Raw genomic sequence first — 22,826 nt, 5'->3', positions numbered from 1 at the left:
GTGTTCTGCCTCACCACGATGCTTCGTTTGCTGCGATCGCCCACTTAGGCGCGTGTAAACGAATGCTTCATTTTGGCAACCCTGTCCCTTCTACACAACCTAGCTTAACGTTAATATCCATCTAACAGTAGACAAGAAAAGAGCTTCCTTGATGGTACTCTATGAGCATCTATAAAGATAAGCAATCGCATAATTAGGACGTAATTTAACACCCCAAACTCAGCACGCCAGTGGGGTGTTAATTAACACGAACGTTGAACGGCAAGATTACCTTAGCTAACAAGTAGAGAGACTGTATGGCTCAAAAAAAGAACGATTCAGAGATCTTGCCGGAGGATTTTAGTGACCCATCCGCGGATAACGCCTTAATCGAGCCGAAACAAGACCGATTAGGATATGCACCCTTCGCCAAACATCTTGCAGACAGTATTTGCCAAATGAACTTTCCTGAAGGGTTCGTTATAGCGGTTTACGGTTCCTCAGGTTTTGGCAAATCGACACTATTGAACTTTTTAACGTACTATCTCAAGCAAAAGCCAGAGACCGAGCAACCTATTATTGTCCCTTTTAATCCCTGGTTATTTTCTGGGGGCGAAGACATCACAAGGCGCTTTATTGGTCAATTACAGACTGTTTTGAGCCAATTTAAAGCTATCCCCAAAGGCTTCCTAGGTCGAATAACCAATCTGGCTAAAGCAGTTTCTGAAATTCCTATTCCTTACGCTCAAGCTAGTAAGGCACTTGTAAAATTATTTGACGATAAAGAAAAGGAGACTTCCGACTTAAAAGAAGAAGTCGAAGATACATTAGAAAAGCAGCATCCGCGAATCGTAGTAACCATTGACGATATTGACCGACTCTCCGCTGAAGAGATTAGTCAATTATTTTATCTTATTAAATCAATTCCAAACTTTACTAATGTTGTCTATTTGCTCGTTTTCGATCAAGAAGTTGTCATCAAAACCCTCGCAGACAAACAACCTTTACCTGGAGACACCTACCTCAATCAGATTGTTCAAGCTTCTTTTGAGTTACCTCTTCCAGATAAAACCTCACTCCGCAAGCTACTTTTTGAAAAACTCAATGGCATACTAGCTGATGTACCAAAGCCACTACTCAATCAAAATCGCTGGGGCAATGTTTATTTACAAGGGATAGACCACTTTATTACCAACCCTCGCGACATTACTCGTCTGACTAACATCTTAACCGTGACATACCCAGCGGTCAAAAGTGAAGTGAATCCTGTCGATCTTATTGCTATGGAGTCCCTGCAAGCCTTTCGCCCAACGATCTATGACATAATCCGCAAAAATCCTAAATTCTTTGCGGGAAATGTCGAGGCGGAGGGTTCTCTACTTCCGACTTTGGACGAGCTCAAAGATTTTCATTATTCGTGGCTGGCTCAGTTTGAAGATGAAGATAAAGAACCAATCAAACGGCTGCTATTGCACCTTTTTCCTAAATTACAAGGTGTTTGGTATAATACCTATCCCCCTGCCCAGGACGAGTCAATATGGGCCAAGCAATTACGTATTTGCAGCTTAGATATATTTCCCAACTACTTCGGTTTAGTCTTAACACAAGATGAATTCTCGGATGCTGAGATTAAAACAATTTTTGCGTTGGCAAAAGATGCAAAAGCATTTGGGAATAATCTTGTAGAACTCGTTCATCAAAAACGCTCTGATGGCACGACGCAAGTTCGGGCATTTCTTGAACGGCTGGAGGATTACCCTGAAAAAGAAATTCCTACCGATTGCATTCCTTCAATTGTGAAAGCTTTGTTTGATGTCGGCGACCAGCTTTTGCCTCCGGAAGACGAACCGCATGGAATGTTTGATTTTGGCAATGACATTAGAATTGAACGCCTGATCTCACAACTGTTGCATCGGATTGACGAACAAGCACGGTTTGAAACCTTGAAAGAGGCAATATCAAACGGTAACGCCTTATCCATAATTGTGCGCGAAGTAGCAGCTTTGGGTCAGGAACAAGGTAAATATGGAGCAGAGGAATATATCCCTGCAGAGGAATGGCTCCAGAGTGTAGAACACCTTAAAGAACTTGAAGAAATAGCCTTGAAGCGGCTGCGAGATGCTGCCCAACAAAACTCCCTACTGCAATCCCCAAAGCTATCTGAAAATTTACACTATTGGCAAAGTTGGGCAGGAGGAGAGGAAGTCAAGCAATGGGTTGAAAAGATTATTGATAATGAGGAAGGGCTAGTTAATTTCTTGGAGAAGTTGCTGCAAAAAGATTTTAGTGAGGATGGGTCGAACGAAACTCAAAAAACTGGCTACAAACTTGACCTTAACTGGCTCGAACCCTATCTCGAACCATCCCCTATCGTTGAGCGAATGAGGAGTCTCGGTGAAACGAGCGAGTTAACAGAAGCTCGGAAAAATGCGATCGCCCAATTTATCCAAGAATATGAGATGCACCAGCAGGGACAAGGCTCGGATTAGGCAAGGATTTAGGCGGTCGAATAGCAGTGCTAGAGCCTCGATCCGGTAATCAAAATGGTGTGGAGGGTATGACGCAACTGACTGGCGACGAACGTTAGAAACTCATCGTTCAGGGAAGCAACCAGGGCTAGGCCATAAATTTATTGCTATTCCTTTGCTTCAATCAGCTTGGTTGGCTGCCTGACTGGGAATAGGGCGCGAATTAGCTGACTCACAGGCACAGAGCGCTGCTCGTGAACAAACACCAAGGGCAGCAGGGCCAACACCCGCAGGACGGCTGAGAGAGCAAACGCCATTGGCAAACCACCAAAATGAGCCAGACTCGCGACATAGCTACCCACAGTGATTCCGATCGCCCCAGTGATTCCAGGAACCGCCGCCGCAATAGCAAAATAAATCGACTGATTGCGTAGCGGTGTCACCGACATCATCAGATTGCCACTGCACAGGTCAATCGCTGCCCAAGTCCCCCCGGCCACTATATGCAACAAGGGGAACCACACCCAAAGGAAAAATGGAGTAGTTCCAGCTTCTAGCCACAGTAGAGGCGTCAAAGCCACCAAGACTCCCACAGTTATCATCACGGGGCGATTACCAATCCGGTCAGCCAGTCTGCCCCAGAACATCAGCATCAGCAAGTTAGCACCAGCTCCCAAGCTGTTATAGAGCGTTACCACACTGACATCTAGGTGGAGATCCCCCAGTAAGTAGAGGTTAAAGAAGGGAGCGCTCATGTTAACCGCAAAGCTCCAGAAGCCTGCGTAAAGAAGAAACCTCAAAAAATTGGCATCCTTGAAGAAGCTAAAAACTGTCTCCCAAGGTGACAGGTGGTCTGTATCCGAATCGGTGACCTGTAAAAGCTTTGGATTCACATCAGTCATCCAGAAGTGAAAGCCCAGACTGATTATCCCCAGCACGATTCCCAGAACCAACACCGCACCGAAGCCAGAGAGCGAGCCACCGGGCCACTTCGATACTGCTAGACCCAGAAGCGGCACAGCGATGAGATTGGTTAAGGTCACAACACTATTGCGAAAGCCAAAATACCGCCCCCGCAATCGGTCGGGTACTAACACAGCCATCCAGCTAAAAAAGGAAGCACGGCCCAAAGCTTCCATGATATTAGTCACCCAGATAATTGCCAGTGTCAACAGCACCAACTGGTCTCCACCCATACGAGATGAGCTGACCAACCAAATCCCTGGCACAACCAGCAACCACAGCAGCCGCGACGAGCCAAAAATCAACAGGGAATACCAATTGCGGCTGTTCATGCGGTCTCCCAGATAGGCTCCCAGCGGTTGCAGCAAATTGGTTAGCTGAGGAATTGAGGCGAGCAGACCAATTTCCACTGTACTGGCACCGAGATCCAGCAAGAAATTACTAAGCAAGGCGCCGCCAATGATACTGGAAAAGACTGTGGCGAAGCCTCCTTCGGTAGTTAATGCCTTGAGGCTTGTCCGAATATCTCGCTTGGAAATTTTTTGAGGCGGGTTTGGAGGAAATACCGTCTCTGATAATGCCCTATTCTCTTGTTCGACTTTTAATACTAAATCTTTCTCGGTGTGTTGAAAATCTTCAACTATTACTCCTTGGAAGTTTAGTAATCCTGTCAGTAGAGGATTCATGAGGGTTCTTGGTAATATCCGCTACATTAACATATGATAAGCAGAAAACCAATGCTCATTTCATTTTTTGCCACATCCCCACTAGGATAGATCTGTTTAAAAGCTTTTGTATAAGCAGTTATACTTAATTATAGTTAAATTTTCAGAAATGGTACCAGGCGGCTCTTGTCCCCGCAGTAGTTCATTGCAATGAACTATGAATAAAAATCCCTCCCCGTTCAGGGGGAGGGTTCGTCAATTCGCCATCTCAAGACTAAGTGGATGAGCTTGCAGGTGGACCTTCATCCTCAAGTTCTTCTATTAATGGTAATGCTTTCAAAGTGGTGCGTCCTGCTTGAATAGCCGCTGCTTGACGCTTGAGTGTTGGGATCAGGACTCGCATTAGCTCACTCACACGCACAGAGCGCTGCTCGTGAACCAACACCAATGGCAGGAGGGCAAACACCCGCAGGACGGCTGAGAGAGCAAACACCGTTGGCAAGCCTCCAAAATCAGTCAGAGTCGCGACATAGCCACCAACGGTGATTCCGATCGCCCCAGTGATTCCAGGAACCGCCGCCGCAACAGCAAAATAAATCGACTGATTGCGTAGCGGCGTCACCGACATCATCAGATTGCCACTGCACAGGTCAATCGCTGCCCAAGTCGCGCCGCCCACTATATGCAAGAAGGGGAACCAAGCCCAAAGGAAAAATGGAGTAGTTCCAGCTTCTAGCCACAGCAGAGGCGTCAGAGCCACCAAGATTCCGACAGTTATCATCAGCGGGCGATTGCCAATCCGGTCAGCCAATTTGCCCCAGAACATTAGCATCAGTAAGTTAGCGCCAGCTCCCAAGCTGTTATAGAGCGTTACCACGCTGACATCTAGGTTGAGGTCCCCCAGCAAGTAGAGGTTAAAGAAGGGAGCGCTGATGTTAACCGCAAAGCTCCACAAGCCAGAGTAAAGCAGAAACCTCAAAAAATTGGCATCCTTGAAGAAGCTAAAAACTTTCTTCAAGGGCGAGCCGTGGTCTGTATCCGAATCGGCGGCGTGTACTAGCTGCGGGTTGACATCGGTTATCGAGAACTGAAAGATCAGACTGAGTATTGCGAACACAACTCCCACAACCAAGACCACACCGAAGCCAGAGAGCGAACCACCCGGCCACTTCGATACCGCTAGACCCAGCACCGGCACGCCTATGAGATTGGTTAAGGTCACCACACTATTGCGAAAGCCAAAATACCGCCCCCGCAATCGGTCTGGTACTAACACAGCCATCCAGCTAAGAAAGGAAGCACGGCCCAAAGCTTCCATGAAATTACTCAGGCAGATAATTGCCAATGTCAACAGCACCAACTGGCGCGGCTGCATACGAGATGAGCTGACCAACCAAATCCCAGGCACAATCAGCAACCACGGCAGCCGCGACGAGCCGAAAATCACCAGGGAATACCAGTGGCGGCTCTTGATGCGGTCTCCCAGATAGGCTCCCAGCGGTTGCAGCAAATTGGTTACCTGCGGAATTGAGGCGAGCAGACCAATTTCCACTGTACTGGCACCGAGATCCAGCAAGAAATTACTAAGCAACGCACCGCCAATAATACTGTAAAACACCGTAGCAAACGCACCTTCGGTAGTTAATGCCTTGAGGCTTTTCCGAATATCTCGCTTGGGAATTTTAAGATGCGGGTTTGTAGTAACTACTGTCTCTGATAATGCCTTATTGTCTGGGATTTCCTCAATGGCCAGAGGGACCAGAGGACTCGTTTCTACTAAAATGCTATCTTCGTGGGGAGTGAGCATATTATCTAGGCAATATTTAAAGAGTTAATCGGAACTACATTACTGCTTTGCTCTGAGTGCCTTTCTAAAGACAAATGTCCTAAAAAATGCTTTATTTAAATCCTGTAATGGCAACCCCTTACCTGCTGAGCGTTAATTAGTAAACGCCATAAAGTATTTCAGAAATATAACCACAACCTGTCCCAAATAGTCAGGTTTTCTTGACAGAATTCATATAAAAATACTCTCTATTCTAGTATAGTATAACTTTAACAATTTGACAAGAATGTTTATAAATAATAACAATTGTTGTTTGTAAACAAATTTTAAGCTTTTAGTTACAATATTTACTTAAATTATTTTAGAGTTAATCATTAAAGGTTATTTCTCAAGATAGATTTCTTTCTAAACTCTAAGGAGGATGCAGATATGCTACCTCTAAGGTATCTGCAGTTAGAAGTTGAGTTCGTAGATTTCAACTCGACCAAACTTTCCTAGAGTGACTTCATCTTCAAGCGGAAGAATTTTTAATGAGGATTTTAAGGAGTAGGCTCGATTGAAGCCAATAAATTACAGGTGGTTGCCGTTGTTGGGCTTGGAGGGGCATCGGACTTGAGGTAATCATCAACTTGGTTTCAGGAAGGAGGGGCAAAAGGAAGGGGTTGTCTCTGCTAGCAGTGAAGTGGGGCTAAATTCTTTGGTGGGCGAGATTTGTATCTCAGGCGGTGAGGCAACCCCTTTCGTTTCAAGATAGGTCGATCGCCCTAGCAGTACATTCCATTAGCTAGAGGAGAGGAAATGGATCGCAGCTTAGGATGTTTAATAAAACAGGGAATTTTCTAGGGAACGATGAGCTTATTACTAATAGATATGGATGGTACGCTCCGTGAACCGCTCAGCGGAAAACAATACTTCCAACATCCCAAAGATCAACGCATTATTGAAGGTGCCCAGATTGCCATTGGCGCTTACAAAGACGATTGGATTATTGCCGGCATCACCAACCAAGGTGGAGTTGCCGCAGGTCATAAGTCTATGCAAGAGTGCATCCAGGAACAGCAATACACACTTGAGTTATTCCCAGAGTTGAGAGAAATCTACTTCTGCCCAGACTTTGAGGGTAAAAAGTGTTTCCGCGTCACCGATCACAATGTTTATAACCACAGCCAAACTAAGTGGTCTGGACAGTACCGCAAACCGCGATCGGGTATGTTGCAACTAGCAATGGTCAGACACAAACACACCCCGCAAAATTCGCTGTATGTGGGCGATCGCCCCGAAGATGAACAAGCGGCGCAACGAGCAGGTATACCCTTTCAATGGGCATGGGACTGGATCGAGCAACATCAAGAGGCGATCGTCCCCAACCTTACAGAAGTATAGTAATCGATAGGATAGTCATGGAACGAGAGATTACAGATAGCAACCGCATTACCTGGGTATGTATTCAAGCCTATTCTGGGATTTCCCACAATGCAGAAAACCAGGATGCGGCTCAGGTTAAAGGACAAGAAGATAGGTACTGGGTAGTCTGTACGCCTAGTGGTGGCGCAAAGTCAGTGCGGCTCAAGCTTCAGGGCGAATGGGAAAAATCCTACTCTGATGAGATGTTGCTCAATGAAATTCAAGCACAGCAGGGGGTATGACCACAGCAAAATCAAGTGGTCTGGACAATACCGCAAACCGCGATCGGGTATGCTGCAACTAGCAATGTCCGAGACAAACACACCCCGCAAAATTCGCTCTATGTGGGCGCAAAAAAAGTAGTCATTGTAAGACTATTTTTGCATCCTAGAATAAGTGCCAAGGAGCGCAGATAAAATAATTTCCAGCCGTAAGCATGAGAACCCTTTCTCTACTTGGCGAAAGTATTTTAGTTACACGCTAGCTTGAGCACTCGATGAACTCTGGATGCCGTCAGGCGTTGGTACTTTTATTTGAGAACCCAATACAGATTCATCAGGTCTAATCGGAATTTCACTGATAATATCATCACCTTGAAACCGGAAAAATGGATGGGGCAGTAGCTCGATAGTCAGGTATAAATCTCCCCGAGCTTGCGAGAAGGGACTGGGACGACGCTTACCTTTGACACGGATGCGGCTTCCGGGTTTAGGCCCTGGTGGAATTCGCACATTAATCGTTAATAGGCGTGGTTGTGTCAGGGGAGAGTATGACTCCGGGTCTACCAGTTACGTGCCGTATTTTTAACAGTTTTTGCAGACCGCCAGCACTATATTGTTTTAACCATCTATTTACAGTAATTCTCTTTACACCTCGCAGGTTCACTACATCTGTAAAGCTTTGGTTATATCCAGCCTTTAACCAATCTCGGTGTCTAAATTTGTGGTCGATTAATTATAGTTCACGGGCCTGCGACAAAAGTATTTTTAACTCCTCTGGGGTTAAATCACTTTTTTCTTGGTAGTTTACGTGCATAAAATATTTCTCAAACTCTCAGCGTCCTTGTAGTATTATTTTGGGGAACAGAAATTAAAATTCATTTATTTACCTAATTTTTTTTCTGCCGACCTACTTAGATGTATATAGCCATCCTAAATCATTTGTGAATTTCTTACTCCCTCCCCTTGATAAGGGGAGGGTTGGGGTGGGGTCAAAAATTTACGACTCCTGCAAGGATTGCTATATACAGCGAGCCGGATGCTCGCATTCCTTCCTCTAAAAGTAAAATTCACTGAACAAACACAGCAACAACCCGGTTTATCAAAGAAACCGGGTTGCTAAACACAGAGCTTGGTTTAAATCTGTTCTTCCCCTTGATTAAAATGCTGAATTCCTTGATTTTCCTCTAGGCTACCAATAGCCTCTTTGGGAATATTGAGGATGCCTGTAAACGAATTTTGGCTTACTTTCAAAGCTTGTTCCTTATTTTTGTAATCCGCTAGTTCGCGCTGTAAATTGTCAATTTTCTGTTGAAAGCCAGCGGATTGTCGGAGCATTTGTTGTTCTGAAAAATCCAGCAATTGAATTAAATTAGCAACTTGATGTTCCAGTAATTGGGTTTCGGCAAAATCGTTATTAGTAACACAATTTTTCGGACTTCCTGAATACTCAAAAACACTTTGTTTGTCGGGGATGGACAATGCTGTTTTTACACTAAGTGCCAAATCTTTAAACATTTCAGCCGTGCTTGGGGGAATTTTAACTTTCAGGAACATCACTACCGCAAACAAACTTCCTGACGGCAGAAGTCCCCCAAATCCCAAGACAGACTTGACTTGGTAGGGGATAATTAAGGAATTTTGCTCAGGAATAAAGGGGCTGCCTTTTGCTTCTGATACGTGAAAAATATTTAATACTGCGGGTTCTAATTGCAGGAACCTTTCTCGCTCAATTCCGAGGAATGTAGGAATATCTAAACCAAACTGCCGGATTATTTCCGAAATCGCCGGCATTTGAGCCACTAATTTGGTGCTAACTAATGGAATAGCTGTATGTTCTGCTGCTGTGTGCCGAGAATTCCACTGCGGTTGTGTGCCGGCTGCTGCTAGCAGAGTCCAACATTTCATGTCGGCAACGGGGGAATTGCCCTTCATCAAGCGGCGGGCGGATTGTTGCAATGAGTCTTCTAATTCCCCGTAGGGATGAGTTTTGAACAAACGCACTAAGGCACAGGTATTTTCTCCAGTTTGCGAATCGCAAAAATGTCGGTAAATATAGTTAACAATCTTCTGGCTGCTGGCTTCCATACTAGCAGTATTTCTACCTAAGTGGCGCAGGACTAAGCTGCATTTAGCCATGTCTTGCGGGGTAAATAAGGTAATATCGTACATTAAAAAATGCTCTCCAAGAGCTCAAACACTCTTGTTCATTTATCGTTAAGGCCGCTACGGCATCCGGAATCCTACTGAGAGTTTTGAACAAAGTGTTAGTTAAAATATTTATAAAATTGGCCCGCCAAATGCAGCAGTTGTATGGCTGGATACAGAAATTAAGATTAAAGAAAAAAAATCTATCCCCTAGGATAGGCCACAAGGACAGAAAAGCCGATGTTTAATTTGTAAAAGGGTTTTTTACGAAAACTCCCCCAGAGGAGTTAAAGAAACGGGGTTTTTCACCGGATATGCCTCGCGTTTTACATGGCATTTTCGTAGATAAAAGTCGGTTTCTGGGTAAGCCATATTCACCGAAATCCTAGAAACTCAAGCTGCAATTTTTGTGGCGGGCGATCGCAGGCCGAGGTATCAAAAATTGGTACAATTTCGTCAGTCTTGGACGCAGAAACCGGGTTTGCTTACAGAGAAAAAACCCGGTTTCTGGGGTATTGGTAAGTAGATGCTGTGTTCAAAACTTTTAACCACCCCAAACAACTCTACTCAGCAGGTTGAGACTTTGCTTCCAGGGCATCTTTAGCAGACAATCCCTGATCTTGAACGCCAAAATACCACAAACTAGCAGCAGCTTCGGCACGAGTCACTGATTTCTTCGGCTGAAACAGAGTAGTAAAACCAAAAACGCGGCGAATATTCGCCAAATCTCCATTGTTAAAATCAGCTAAAACTGCCCGCGATGCCTGGGAATCAATCTTAGAAGCATCTTGAAAACCCCACTTTTCTTTCACTCCGTCAATGTTAGCTGTGGGCAAAACTTGACGAGTATCTAAAGGTACTTTCCAAAGAATCATTGTTTCGCGAGTTAAAGGGGCATCCGGGCGAAATTTCACATCTTTAGTTTCTCCCGAAAGCGAACTCGGAATTACACCGGCTTCTGCTAAACCTTGAATTGCTGAAAAATCCGGGTCAGTTTTGGGTATGTCAGAAAATGCTGGTTCGCTAGAGTCTACTGCTAATCTAATTTGTTTGGCTTGACGGCTAGCATAAATCTGATTGTTAGCTGCTACTAACCAGCGGGCGTATTCGCGGCGAGTGACAATTTTGTTGGGTTTGGGCAAAGTGCTGGCTGTTTCTAAATTAGCACTTTCTGTCGTTAGCGAAGCCCTCGGAGAGGATCGCACTTTCAACGCTTCCAACTGACTTAAATCTGCCACATACTGCCGCAACTGTTGAGGAATTTCGGTGTCTAGTTGGCTAACTTGTGCTGATTTTGGCGAGGCGGATGGCGTTGGAGTAGTTCCCTCTGAATTAGATGGAGTTGGTGAAGCGGTTGGAGATGCGCTAGACTCGGAATTGTTAGGTTGGGGACTGGCGGCAATCTCGGGGCTTTCTTTGCTGTAGTCGATCGCAAATTCTGTAGAACCTCCTACTTTCTGAGTAGGAGAAAGCGACACAGTTACCCGTAAATTATCTCGCGTTGCTACCAAAGAACCTTGTCCCTCGGCGGTGGGGCGGCTGACTATTTCCCAGTTGCGACGCCCAAACTCTGTCGAGTAAAAGTTCTGAACCGAATTAACAGGATCTGTGCTTTCCCAGCGCAGCCGCACATTTTTTTGCGACGGATCGGTTGGCCCGCCAACTTCGATTAACTCAGCATTAGGATAGAGTGGAATCTCTGTCGGGAAATCGGGAGGAAGTTTGGCGCTAGAGTTTGTCTCAATTGCTGTTGCCGGTGGCGGGGAAGAGAAAACCACTGGATTTTGTTTTAATTTCGGATCGGCGGCTAAAGATTCTTCGAGGGCCTTGCTGTTGGGGCTGTTGGCACAAGCTGTGACAGCAGCCAGCAGACACACAGCCAGCCAAGTATTTACAGCAGCGAGTATATTGGTTTTATTGGTTTTAGTGATTTTAGATCGTCCTTGAGAGTTGCCTCGCCGTTGAGTAAATATAATATTCAGCATAAATCGCCCCTTTGCAGATATATTTCTAGGCTAGCGCAGATCGATCGGGCCTATATAATTTTTACCCAAATGAAATTTCTGTATTTACTTCTAGTTACTGCTACATTACTTTCATACCCTGTCAAGTTTGCCCGTCCCGCTGCATCTCAACCAGCCCCGCTGCGGGCAGAAATTCAGACGCCAGAGTGGCAGCCATTTTGCTCGGCGATGGGTCAGTTTGCGATCGATATGCCGGGAACTCCTAAAATTAATTCAGAAATTTTTTCAAATCAACTTATTGCTCATACATACCGATCGAACTTAAAAAACAAAGAATCTTATTTGCTTCAATACTTTGATTTAGATTTTCGAGTGAGGAACAATAATATCAATAATATCAGAATTACTTTAAATAATGCCGTTGATTTTTTCGTCGTGGCAGCGAATGCTAAAGTCTTGCAAGTGCGGGATATTTCCCTCGGAGGCTATCCGGGAAAAGAATTTGAGTTTCAGCCGCTTTCCCCCACTGAACCTGTAGGTTTCGGTCAAGTTTTTTTGGTGGAGACCCGCGTTTACGGCCTGGTTGCCACTACCCCAGAACCAGAAAATGCTCAAAAATTTCTCGACTCTTTTCGTTTGTTTTGAAGCAGGAAATTTTACACTGATTAGTGTACGGTATTTAACGGATTTCCGGGATGGATATTGAGTGAACCCGGAAAATTGAAAAATTAGTTGGGAGTAGCGCTCAAATTTATTAATAAAACTTACGCCTTTAAACTTGCTGTATAGGAAAATATTAGCTTTAGTAACTAAAAACTTCGGAATCAACCGGATTTCTGAAAAAGAGTGCGTACCCGACTAATTAAGTTGAATTAGCTCTAAGACCTTATTTTATTTTTTGTACTCTATCTAACGACATAGATAAATTTTACACCCGTGGAGCGATGTAGATACTTGCTGAAGTTTATATATTTGATGTAAGGATTTTTAAATCCTATAAAAAACCAACGCAGAAAGCAGAAACAAAGACAGAAACCAAGATTCTGTCTTGCTTAATCTGGCTCCTAAATCTGGCTCAACGAAGTCAGACTCATCGAAAGCTTACCCGGACGGTATTAACCTATTATGAACAAACTAACACCAATTCTCCTCAGCGGCCTCCTATTATTTGGAGCTGCTGCTTGCAGCGAAGGGGCTAAAACTAGCTCTGATGCTCCTAATTCAGCCACAGAAAATACCAGTAGCCCGCCCCCAGCCGATACAGTTCAAAAAACTCAGGGTGACGCCACTAGCGAGATTCGCAAAAACCAAGCAAATTCTGATATCAGGGCCAGAGAACAGCGCAACAATGTGACGGGCGGCGATGCAATAAGAGCCGATGGCGACCTGCAAAGTGAAGTGCGCTCCAAGTTAGAAGTAAACATCACTAAAGGTGCGCTAACTGTTGAGGCAAAAGATGGCCTTGTCACCGTAGGCGGCACAGTTCCCAATCAAACTGATTTAGCTAAAATTGAGCCGCTAGCTAAAGAGATTAAGGGTGTCAAAGAGGTGAATGTTACGGCTGTTGTCGCCCCCGCTGCATCGGCATCGCCTAGCAGCAATCAATAAATTAAAAAGAAGAAGTCCGAGGGAAACAAGGAAGAACGATGTAGTGATGTAGGAGAGAAGTCTGAGGGAAGAGGGTAAAGTTGGGCATTCTAAGATTGCTTTGGGAGCGGAGCGCAACGCTTAGGTGACTCTCTAGAGAGAGCGGGGTTTTAAGTTAAAGGGTGTAAATTGAATTTAAAATTAACGCACTCGAAAATCGCGCAATACCTGCAACTACCCCTTCCCAATTTCCGATTTTTCAGCCCGGATAATTAGTGGGAAACCAACCTGAAGAGAGAGCTGGAAGTTATTCCCAGCGACCGATGAAAATTGTTGGAAAAAAATGAATAAATGTGATTGATGGCAGAGCATAAATTCTGTGGTTGTGTAAAAGTAGTATATTCTCAAGGAGAAAAAAAATGGCTTTAGGTCAACACAAGCGAGCTGTAGGAGCATTTTCTAATTACCGAGATACGGAACTAGCCCTGATGGAGCTGCAAAGTACCGGGTTTCCGATGAATAAAGTTTCGGTAGTTGGGGAAAATCTCGATAGCAGCGAAATTGCGGGCGCTAGCACTGGTACTGGTAAGGGTACCGACGACAAAGCGGGCGGCGGCGCAAAAGCAGGCGCGACAGCGGGAGTCGTGACAGGCGGTTTGATTGGGTTGCTCGGAAGCATTGGAGCGCTGGCGATTCCGGGAGTTGGCCCGGTGATGGCGGGGGGCGCGATCGCAACTCTGCTGGCAGATACTGTTGTCGGAGGCGCGATTGGGGCAGCAGCAGGCGGTTTGGTAGGCGGTTTGGTCGGTTTGGGAGTCCCCGAAGCAAAAGCTAAAGGTTATAACGATCGCGTCTCGCGCGGAGAATATTTGGTATTCGTAGAAGGAACAGATGCCGAACTCGCCACAGCCGAAGGAATTATGAGCGTGCGGGGCATTCAGGATTGGGGCATTTACGATGTGCCGGCAGAGACCGGCCGCAGAGCTTCGGGCAGCCAGAAGCGCGCCGTGGGAGTATTTTCAACCCGCCGCGAGACGGAACACGCACTGGGAGAACTTAGAACTGCCGGTTTCGACATGAATCGGGTTTCGGTCATCGCTAAGGATGCTGACTCGAAAGGGGAGATCGCAGGCATTGACGTGCACGACAGCACAGACAACAAATCCGATGAAGGAGCCACAAAAGGCGCCCTCACAGGTGGCACTTTGGGCGGTTTGACAGGCTTGTTGGTAGGTCTGGGTCTAGTTGCCATTCCGGGAATCGGGCCGATTATGCTGGCAGGAGCCTCAGCTACGGCGATCGCCACTACACTAGCCGGTACGGCTTTGGGTGCAGCAGCAGGCGGCTTGATCGGAGCTTTAGTCGGTATGGGAATTCCCGAAGAGGAAGCTAGAGCATACAACGATCGCGTGGCAAGGGGAGATTACTTGGTACTGGTTGACGGCAGCGAAGCAGAAGTCGCTAGAGCTGAAACCATTTTGAGCCGCGGAGGCATTCAGCATTGGAACACCTACGACTATACTCCCAGCGTCGATAACGCTCGGGCTGATTACGGCGCTCCCGGCACTCCGGGCGCTGATACTACCGCTGGTATTTACGATCCCACTCATGGCACTACCGGCGGCCGCCCTCTGATTTAATACTTCCGAGTTTGTTTGGGTATTGTTTCTACTTCCTGCCGGGTAGTCGCACTCGCGCACTCGGATTGTCGAAACTGATCCAAGCAACATCGGCGAGCTAGGAGTTTTGGACTTCCTCGGTAAAATTATCTCAAAAGTCGGCTTTTTCTCTGAAAGTCGGCTTTTGTCGTGGAAAGTGGAAACATTAAAAAACGCGACCTGTCACCACTTGAATTTTGATGGGTGCCCCCGACCGTGAGCTGGGCTTTGCGCCGGAGGATCGCTCGGCTCCCTTAATTTTTATACCCTCAATCCGCAGTGTTTTTTTACTCTGTAACACTCACTACAGCTCGATTGCAAACCCCGCAGTATTATCAAATTAGATGACATAAATTACAGCAGATATTGCCCAGTTTGTCAAAGAGCGACTATCTTTAATTATGGGGTGGCTAATTTCACCAACTTATACAGGTGAAGTACCCAGTCCCGCGCGCCCAGAAATGCCTGGGGTGGTCGGCAAATATTAGAATAATAATATTGTCGGAGCCTTGGGGCAAGACTTAGGCCGGTCATTAGTTGGCTGTAGCAGCCGAATTGCCGTTGGCAAGACCTGCTACAGGAATACAGTTTTTCTGGGAATGCCTCAGCGAAACATTTGAGAAGCCCAGGAACAGCTTTTATGTCCGGGAGCGCGTCTGGTGTCGGGTGTTCTGTTAATTAGAACCGCAAGCGCTCATGGATCGAGTAAAGATTGATAGCAAGCACAGCAGCGCGGGAGCACAATGGCTCGCGGCTCATTTTTTCGCGAAATCTCAGGCTCAGCGCAGCGTATTGTTTGCTTTGCCTGCGACTCGTTCAGCACTCCGAGGGAAACAGCCTTCCTGTTGGATTTCACTGGCGCGCAGCACAGTGGGGGGAGGTGAAACTAGCTGAGCTGACCGGGATCTGCTTTCATGGGCGATCGAAGATAGAAGGCACTTATGTAGAAGGCATTTGGGGTTGAAGCTCCGAGATCTTGTTTCTTGATTGCACTAATAAATTCGATCGCCTGTACCAGCAATTTTTCCGGTCAGAATGCGGCGCGGATGCCGCCAGCAATACTCCCAATATTCGATCGACCTTGACAAGATCGATCGACAACTTCTCGGTATTTTGCTACATGGTTAGCAGTTAATAGTTAGTGATTAGCAGTTAGTATAAATACAACTAACAATTAACAACTAACATCAACCGCCAACTAATTACTAGCCAAATAAGACTTACAGGGCTTACACGCGGCGAGAAACTAGGTTTCTTCATGACTGCCGCGCTGAAAACACCCAGATTATTTACGAGAAACCGGGTTTTTCGTGAGTTATAACTAGGTGAGCAGGGTGATGCTAGGAATCAACCAGTTTTGACAATTGTTAATATGGCAGTATAGGTTGAAAAAACTTACGGCCAAACACGATAGTACAAATTTTCAGACAACAGAGAACATCGAGAAATTAAGGAAACTCACTCAACTTTTTTTATGAATTTCACTGAAATTTTAAGTGCCGATGAACTTTTAATTAGACATAGAAACGGGGAACGAGATTTTCGAGGGGCTAACCTCATTGAAGCTCATTTGAGTGAAGCTAATCTCAGTCGAACAAATTTGAGCAGCGCTAATTTGAAAGGCGCCAACTTAATTAAAAGCAAACTGATTGCAGCTAATTTAAACGGCGCCGACTTGAGCGGGGCTAATTTGTCTAAGGCGAAATTAATTGAAGCTAACCTCGGGAGTTCTAGTTTAACTGGAACTGTGGCGCTCGGAGCAGATTTTAGCGGGGCCAATCTCAGCGGAGCAATATTGTCTCAGGCTGACTTGAGCAAAGCTGTAATGACGGGAGCGAGTTTAGTAGGAGCTTGTTTGCTAAGCGGCTCAAAACTAACTGAGGCTAATTTGAGCGGGGCGACGCTGAGCCGAGCAATTATGAGCGGGGTTGACTTAAGCAGAGCAAATCTGACGAGAGCGATTCTCAGCGAGGTAGATTTGACCGGGGCAAACCTGAGCGGAGCAACTTTAACTCGGGCTCATCTCAATCGCGGAAATCTCAGCGGCGTCAATTTGGTTGGGGCTTCTTTGAGCGAAGCAAGTCTGCGGGAGGCATCTATTTGCGCTGCTAATTTGAGCGGTGCTGACTTGAGCGGTGCTGACTTGCAATCGGTCAATCTAAATGGCTCTAATTTGAGCGGTGCCGACTTGCAGGGAGCTAATTTGAGTAAAGCTAATTTAAATGGTTTGATTCTGCACAATGCTGATTTGAGGGCTGCGAATTTGAACAAAGCTTCTTTGCGGGGAGCTAACTTGAGCGGTGCGAATTTGGCAGGTGCTAGCTTGCTGGAAGCGGATTTGCGGGGGGCGAATTTGAGTCACGCCAATTTGTCGGGAGCGGGTTTGCTGCTAAGTTCTCTGACAGGGGCGAATTTGACAGGAACTAATTTGTCCGAGGCTAATTTGATTGGGGCGAGCTTGAATGTTGATAATTTGAATGAAGCAGCTTTGGGCGGGGCGATTTTGCCGAATGGAGCTACTCACAGCCGGGATTGATAAGTTGATTAAGGGAAAATAGTTTTGAGTTTTAAGTTAAATAATCTTTAATTTAAAACTCAAAACTTTTGACAAGAAAGAATTCAGGAGTCAGGAGTCAGAATTCAGTTATCGGTTGTGGGGGGCGGGTTTAATAGATTGTCTGCGATCGACAATCTATTAAAATTCGGACTCAGCGATGCAGTCTCAGAGGCAATTTCAGCATTGCTTTGACTAACTCATTCGCTTCCACAGGTTTTGCAACATGATGTTGAAACCCAGCAGCAAGAGCTTGTTTCTGATTAAAGTCTCCAGCATAAGCAGTCAGGGCGATCGCCGGAATTTGCCCGCCCTGCTCTGGTGGTAGAGTTCTAACTTGCCGCACTAGCATATAGCCATCCATCTGTGGCATTCCGATGTCGCACAGGAGGATATCGAAGGGTGTGGTTGAGAGCAGTTGCAGCGCCTCGATCGCAGACCCAACGGCAGTCACTTTGGCTCCGGCTTGTTCCGCTACAAACGCCACAAACTCGCGTGAATCGCGTTCATCATCCACAACCAGCACGCGCCGATTGGCCAGAGCGAGCTCGTCAGATCGAGCTTCAGCCCCAGCAGCAACTTCTTCAACCGGATTCGCGGTATGCAAGAGGGGAAGTTCAACGGTGAAGGTGGCTCCCTGTCCTTCACCCCTACTCTCAACCCAAATTCTGCCGCCGTGCAGTTCCACAATTTGACGCGCGATCGCCAGCCCCAATCCCAAACCCCCAAATTTACGAGTTGTGGCTCCATCCTCTTGCCGAAAATGCTCAAACACATAAGGCAGAAACTCAGGATTGATGCCTTTTCCAGTATCGGTGACAAGAATCTGGGCATGAGTTCTAGTTTGGGTTAACCTAACGGTAATTTGCCCGCCTTGAGGCGTGAATTTCACTGCATTAGATAAAAGATTCCAGATTACTTGCTGCAAACGCCCGGAATCGCCAATTACCATTCCGACGCCCGGTGAAAAGGTTGTTTGAATTTGCAGTGACTTAGCTTCGGCGGCTAGTCGAACGGTTTCTAAAGCGGCCGAAATCACCATATTCAAGTCAACGGACATCCGATTCAAACTCAGTTTGCCGCTCAGAATGCGGGAGATGTCGAGCAAGTCATCAATCAGTTGTGACTGGAGTCGCGCGTTGCGTTCGATCGTGGCAAGGGCGCTAGCCGTTTTTGCCGCATCAAGTTTGCTGTGCTGCAACAGCTTCGACCAGCCGAGAATGGGATTGAGCGGCGATCGCAACTCGTGAGACAGTACCGCCAAAAACTCATCTTTGATGCGGTTGGCAGTTTCGGCGGCTTCCCGTGCGGTTTGTTCTCGTTGTAGGATTTGTTCTCGTTCGGCTTCGATGCGCTTGCGATCGGTTACGTTTCTGAAGTAGACAGTGATTCCGTCTACGGCAGGATAGGCTTGGACTTCGTACCAGCGGTTGTGGTCAGGATAGAACGAGATAAACGAAGAAGCAACCCGCTCGCTGGCGGTTTGGCGATAGGCTCGCTCGAATTCCATGCCGACGGTGCCTGGATATTCTTCCCAGATCACCTTTCCCAGCAGATCGCCTGGAGTGCGATCCAGTATGACTTCTGCCTGCGGATTCACGTAGGTAAACCGCCAATCTCGGTCGAGCGCGAAGAATCCGTCGGTAATACTCTCCAAGATATTCCGGCTCTGCTCCTCGCTTGCCTGCAAAGCTTTCTCGGCTTGTTTGCGCTCGGCTTCGATACGCTTGCGATCGCTAATATCTTTGAACACGACGGCAACTTTTCGCGCTCCTAGCTGCCCGGTGCGGCAGGCATAAACGTCGAACCAACGGTTCATTGCTTCAGAGCCATTCTCCAACCGAACAGCTTCACCTGTCAGGGCGACTTGAGCGTAAATCTTAATCCAGTGGTCTTCAAAATCGGGGACTAACTGACGCACGGTTCTACCAACGGCTTGTCGAAGTCCCGTTTGTTGCTCGAACGCCGGATTGGTTTCTAAGAAGCGGTAATCGATCGGCGTGTCACTGGCATCAAACAGCATTTCAATGATGCAAAAGCCTTCATCGATCGACTCAAACAGCGTTCGATAGCGTTCCTCGGATTGGCGCAGGGCTGCTTCCGCTTGAATTCGATCGGTGACATTCCTGAAATAAACGGTGATTCCCTGTGCCGCAGGGTAGGTGCGGAGTTCGTACCAACGATCGTGGTCGGGATAAAACGCCGTAATTGATGCAGGCACGCGATCGCGCATTGCGCTCCAATAGATCGGCTCAAACTCGCTGCCAATCAGTCCTGGGTATTCTTCCCATAAATTCTTGCCAATCAAATCACCCGGAGTGCGATCGAGCAGTTTTTCGGCGAATTGATTGGCGTAGGTGAACCGCCAGGTCTCATCCAGGGCCAAGAATGCTTCAGCAATACTCTCCAGAATATTCCGGCTCTGCTCCTCGCTTTCACGCAAGGCTGCTTCCGCCCGTTGGCGATCGTTTTCGACCTGCACGCGATCGGTGATATCAACGGCAGCGCCGTAAATCACTTGTTCTTCTGGGTACGGCTGGGCATTCCAGAGAAACCAGCGGTACGAGCCATCTTTGTGCCGGTAACGGTTTTCAAACGTAAAGGTTTCGTTACCGGAGAACAGATTGTCGGCTTCTGCAAGGGAGGTTCCCAGGTCGTCCGGGTGGACAAACTCACTCCAGGGGCGGGATGTCATTTCGTCTGGTGTCCAGCCGAGGATTCGTTCAAAGGTTGGGCTTACCCAGTGGAAATACCCGTTTATGCCCGTAATCACTTGCAAATCTGAACCGACGGCAAGAAACCGTTCCCGTTCCTGCTCAATTTTTTTGCGATCGTTGATATCCCGAAAGAAAAAAGACAGCCCCGTCGGGGAAGGATAAACGTGAACCTCAACCCACAAATCAAACGGGGTATAATATTCCTCAAAGTCCACCGCGATTTGCTCGCTGAGCGATCGGCGATACTGGATTTCAAACTGATTGCCGATCGTGCCTGGGAAGGCTTCCCACATCGTTTTGCCCAGAATTGCTTCTAAAGGAGTTCGCGACAGTCGTTGTGCCGCTTCGTTGGCATAGGTAATGCGAAAGTCGAGATCCATTGCCATAAACCCATCGGTCACGCGCCCCAGAATGGTTCGCTCTCGCACAGTTGCTTCCTGTCGCAGCCGTGCCAGCTTCAAACTTGCTTCTACCCTTGCTAGCAGTTCGCGCCCCGAGAACGGTTTAATCAGATAGTCGTCGGCTCCAGCTTCGAGTCCTTCGATGCGAGATTCTTCGCCTGCGCGGGCTGATAATAGAATGATGGGAATGTCTTGGGTTGCGGGATTAGAACGCAGCGATCGCAACAACTCAAACCCATCCATCCCCGGCATCATCACATCCGTTAATACCAAATCAGGGGGATTTTTCTTTAGAGCGGTCAAAGCGGCAACGCCATCGGCGACGGTTTGAACAATATAAGAACCGCTCAGGAGTCGTCGAATATAATCGCGCATATCAGCGTTATCATCTACCAATAAAATTTTCGCTGGAGCGGCCCGATCGGCTGGTGCCTGATTTAAGTTAGTAGGATTATTGTCTAATTCAAAATCCAAAATCGGCAATCTAAAATCGCCTTCTGGCAACCAGCGTTGAGCTTCTTCAACATAGGGCATCGCGCCTAACGCCGTTGATGCTAACGTGCGACTGGCACCAATGCGCTCCGGCGGCAGATGTGCTGTTCCGGTGGGAATCGTCACCGTAAAGCAACTTCCCTCCCCAAAAGTGCTGCTGACATCAAGCTTTCCACTGTGTAGTTTCACGAGTTCTTGCACTAGCGATAGCCCAATGCCAGAGCCTTCAAAACTCCGCCCTTGCGAGTTTTTGATTCGATGAAATCGCTCAAATAAATGCGGTAGTTCTTCGGAGGGAATACCGACTCCTGTATCTGCAACTGATAATTCAACCCCATTTTCGACGCACTGCAATCGAACAGTAATGGTTCCTGCTAAGGTAAACTTAAAGGCATTTGATAATAGATTGAGAACGATTTTTTCCCACATTTCGCGATCGACATAAATCGCTTCCGGCAAGGGTGGACAGTCAACAATTAGCGACATTCGGGCCCGTTCAATCAGCGAGCGAAAAGTGCTGGCAAGTTCTGCCGTATAGGTTGCCAAATCTACAGGTTCATAAGCTGCCTCCACTCGACCTGCTTCGATGCGCGAGAAATCGAGCAAGCTATTGACGAGTTTGAGCAACCGGATTCCGTTCCGCTGCACCAGTAGTAATTGTTCGCGTTCTTGAGGTGGAATTGTTCCATCCAGATTCGCGATCGTGTCTTCTAAGGGAGCCAGCATTAAGGTCAGGGGCGTGCGGAATTCGTGCGAAACATTGCTAAAAAACGTGGTTTTAGCACGGTCTAACTCAGCTAATGCTTCGGCACGTTTACGCTCTTCTTCGTAAGCGTGGGCGTTGGCGATGGCTGTTGTCACCTGGCCTGCCATCAAGTCAAAAAAACCTTTGTAATCATCATCAAACGTTCTAAGCGGACTCACTCCAGCAATCAGAAACCCGAAGGTTTCTCCCGATCGAGTTAGTGGTAGAACAACCGCTTGATGAGGAGATTGGGACCACGCGCCGCCCGGTAAAAGTCCAAATTGCCCCTCCAAATCTTCAATGATTCTGCTTTCGCCCGTCTCCATGACTTGCTTCAATTGCCACTGGCACTTTTGGGCGGATGTAAGCTCGATCGCCTCACAAGAGGCAAGGGTTCCGGCTGCTAACCTTGTTGTACCCGCGAGTCGTGCGATCTCGCTTTCGCCATCGAGTAGATAAAACAGCGCAAACGGGATGTCATAGGCGTTATTGGTCAATACGGTGGCGGAAATTTGGCAAGCTGCTTCTACCGTCTTGGCAGTGACTGTTTCTGCGGCTAATTCGCGCAACGTTGCCAAGCGGCGATCGCTCAACACGCGCTGAGTGTCCTCGCTACAGGCGCAGAAAACGCCCCCCACTGGAACATCATCATTCGCCACCGGACTGTAGGAAAAGGTAAAGTAGGTTTCCTCTGTATACCCGTTGCGCTCCATTACCAGAAGCAATTCTTGATTCCACGTCGATTGTCCCTGGTTCAAAACGGCTTCTGCTTGCGGCCCTAGCGTGTCCCAGATTTCAGCCCATACCCGTGAGGCAGGCTGACCTAGTGCTTGCGGATGTCGCTTGCCGAGGATAGGAATGTAAGCATCGTTATAAAACTTGGTCATCTGCTGTCCCCACCAGACGAACATGGGGTAGCGAGAGCCTAAGATGATCCGAATCGCGGTTTTCAAGCTTTGAGGCCAGGTTTCGACAGCCCCCAGCGGCGTTTGCGACCAGTTGTGCGATCGCATCAGCATCGCCATCTCGCTATTGCCTGCAAAAATCTGTTCAACGAGTTGAGACTGCCGGATCATG

Annotated in this window: 13 protein-coding genes; 7 read left to right on the top strand and 6 right to left on the bottom strand. The window is 47.2% G+C overall.

Annotated features, from left to right (window positions below; translation table 11 throughout):
- The first annotated feature begins 296 nt into the window (after positions 1–296).
- Positions 297–2,468, top strand: a complete 2,172-nt coding sequence (locus QUA47_RS13730; RefSeq protein WP_333431140.1) for a P-loop NTPase fold protein — start codon at positions 297–299, stop codon at positions 2,466–2,468.
- A gap of 146 nt (positions 2,469–2,614) precedes the next feature.
- On the opposite strand, the gene QUA47_RS13725 is transcribed toward QUA47_RS13730, so the two are convergent.
- Together QUA47_RS13725 and QUA47_RS13720 are read right to left on the bottom strand one after the other, a co-directional pair.
- Positions 2,615–4,096 (bottom strand): MFS transporter, encoded by a 1,482-nt coding sequence (locus tag QUA47_RS13725; RefSeq protein WP_333431139.1) that lies wholly within the window; start codon positions 4,094–4,096, stop codon positions 2,615–2,617.
- Between the two features lie 253 nt (positions 4,097–4,349).
- The gene (locus QUA47_RS13720) at positions 4,350–5,882 is read right to left on the bottom strand and encodes an MFS transporter (RefSeq protein ID WP_333431138.1); all 1,533 of its coding nucleotides are present in this window, start codon (positions 5,880–5,882) and stop codon (positions 4,350–4,352) included.
- 828 nt (positions 5,883–6,710) lie between these two features.
- On the opposite strand from QUA47_RS13720, the gene QUA47_RS13715 reads away from it, so the two are divergent.
- Together QUA47_RS13715 and QUA47_RS13710 are read left to right on the top strand one after the other, a co-directional pair.
- Complete coding sequence (locus tag QUA47_RS13715) at positions 6,711–7,244, top strand: HAD hydrolase-like protein (RefSeq protein WP_333431137.1); 534 nt, start codon at positions 6,711–6,713, stop codon at positions 7,242–7,244.
- 17 nt (positions 7,245–7,261) lie between these two features.
- The gene (locus tag QUA47_RS13710) at positions 7,262–7,507 is read left to right on the top strand and encodes a hypothetical protein (RefSeq protein ID WP_333431136.1); all 246 of its coding nucleotides are present in this window, start codon (positions 7,262–7,264) and stop codon (positions 7,505–7,507) included.
- Between the two features lie 231 nt (positions 7,508–7,738).
- On the opposite strand, the gene QUA47_RS13705 is transcribed toward QUA47_RS13710, so the two are convergent.
- The 3 genes from QUA47_RS13705 to QUA47_RS13695 form a co-directional block, all read right to left on the bottom strand.
- A complete protein-coding gene (locus tag QUA47_RS13705) occupies positions 7,739–7,996 on the bottom strand; it encodes a DnaJ C-terminal domain-containing protein (protein ID WP_333431135.1) in 258 nt (85 codons plus the stop codon).
- A 624-nt stretch (positions 7,997–8,620) separates the two neighbouring features.
- Positions 8,621–9,655: a histidine kinase gene (locus QUA47_RS13700; protein ID WP_333431134.1), complete on the bottom strand. Its 1,035-nt coding sequence runs from the start codon at positions 9,653–9,655 to the stop codon at positions 8,621–8,623.
- A gap of 539 nt (positions 9,656–10,194) precedes the next feature.
- Positions 10,195–11,616, bottom strand: coding sequence for an S-layer homology domain-containing protein (locus QUA47_RS13695; RefSeq protein ID WP_333431133.1), 1,422 nt, complete (start codon positions 11,614–11,616; stop codon positions 10,195–10,197).
- A 69-nt stretch (positions 11,617–11,685) separates the two neighbouring features.
- Between QUA47_RS13695 and QUA47_RS13690 the strand changes: the two genes are divergently transcribed.
- The 4 genes from QUA47_RS13690 (at position 11,686) to QUA47_RS13675 (ending at position 17,376) form a co-directional block, all read left to right on the top strand.
- A complete protein-coding gene (locus QUA47_RS13690) occupies positions 11,686–12,240 on the top strand; it encodes a hypothetical protein (RefSeq protein WP_333431132.1) in 555 nt (184 codons plus the stop codon).
- A 480-nt stretch (positions 12,241–12,720) separates the two neighbouring features.
- Positions 12,721–13,203 (top strand): BON domain-containing protein, encoded by a 483-nt coding sequence (locus QUA47_RS13685; protein ID WP_333213726.1) that lies wholly within the window; start codon positions 12,721–12,723, stop codon positions 13,201–13,203.
- Between the two features lie 398 nt (positions 13,204–13,601).
- Complete coding sequence (locus QUA47_RS13680) at positions 13,602–14,822, top strand: histidine kinase (protein WP_333407467.1); 1,221 nt, start codon at positions 13,602–13,604, stop codon at positions 14,820–14,822.
- Positions 14,823–16,314: 1,492 nt separating this feature from the next.
- The gene (locus tag QUA47_RS13675) at positions 16,315–17,376 is read left to right on the top strand and encodes a pentapeptide repeat-containing protein (protein ID WP_190655884.1); all 1,062 of its coding nucleotides are present in this window, start codon (positions 16,315–16,317) and stop codon (positions 17,374–17,376) included.
- A gap of 172 nt (positions 17,377–17,548) precedes the next feature.
- Here the strand turns inward: QUA47_RS13675 and QUA47_RS13670 are convergent, their stop codons facing one another.
- The gene (locus QUA47_RS13670; protein WP_333431131.1) at positions 17,549–22,825 is read right to left on the bottom strand and encodes an ATP-binding protein; all 5,277 of its coding nucleotides are present in this window, start codon (positions 22,823–22,825) and stop codon (positions 17,549–17,551) included.
- Position 22,826 lies beyond the last annotated feature (1 nt).

It is taken from the genome of Microcoleus sp. MON2_D5 (assembly GCF_036701905.1).
Classification (GTDB): domain Bacteria; phylum Cyanobacteriota; class Cyanobacteriia; order Cyanobacteriales; family Microcoleaceae; genus Microcoleus.
The sequence above is the reverse complement of the archived record's forward strand: the minus strand, read 5'-3'. Positions and strand labels throughout refer to the sequence as shown.

Bases quoted from the DNA above. Each gene is read 5' to 3' on its own strand.
- QUA47_RS13730 (WP_333431140.1), top strand. From the start codon at position 297: ATGGCTCAAAAAAAGAACGATTCAGAGATCTTGCCGGAGGATTTTAGT.
- QUA47_RS13725 (WP_333431139.1), bottom strand. From the start codon at position 4,096: ATGAATCCTCTACTGACAGGATTACTAAACTTCCAAGGAGTAATAGTT.
- QUA47_RS13720 (WP_333431138.1), bottom strand. From the start codon at position 5,882: ATGCTCACTCCCCACGAAGATAGCATTTTAGTAGAAACGAGTCCTCTG.
- QUA47_RS13715 (WP_333431137.1), top strand. From the start codon at position 6,711: ATGAGCTTATTACTAATAGATATGGATGGTACGCTCCGTGAACCGCTC.
- QUA47_RS13710 (WP_333431136.1), top strand. From the start codon at position 7,262: ATGGAACGAGAGATTACAGATAGCAACCGCATTACCTGGGTATGTATT.
- QUA47_RS13700 (WP_333431134.1), bottom strand. From the start codon at position 9,655: ATGTACGATATTACCTTATTTACCCCGCAAGACATGGCTAAATGCAGC.
- QUA47_RS13695 (WP_333431133.1), bottom strand. From the start codon at position 11,616: ATGCTGAATATTATATTTACTCAACGGCGAGGCAACTCTCAAGGACGA.
- QUA47_RS13690 (WP_333431132.1), top strand. From the start codon at position 11,686: ATGAAATTTCTGTATTTACTTCTAGTTACTGCTACATTACTTTCATAC.
- QUA47_RS13685 (WP_333213726.1), top strand. From the start codon at position 12,721: ATGAACAAACTAACACCAATTCTCCTCAGCGGCCTCCTATTATTTGGA.
- QUA47_RS13680 (WP_333407467.1), top strand. From the start codon at position 13,602: ATGGCTTTAGGTCAACACAAGCGAGCTGTAGGAGCATTTTCTAATTAC.
- QUA47_RS13675 (WP_190655884.1), top strand. From the start codon at position 16,315: ATGAATTTCACTGAAATTTTAAGTGCCGATGAACTTTTAATTAGACAT.
- QUA47_RS13670 (WP_333431131.1), bottom strand. From the start codon at position 22,825: ATGATCCGGCAGTCTCAACTCGTTGAACAGATTTTTGCAGGCAATAGC.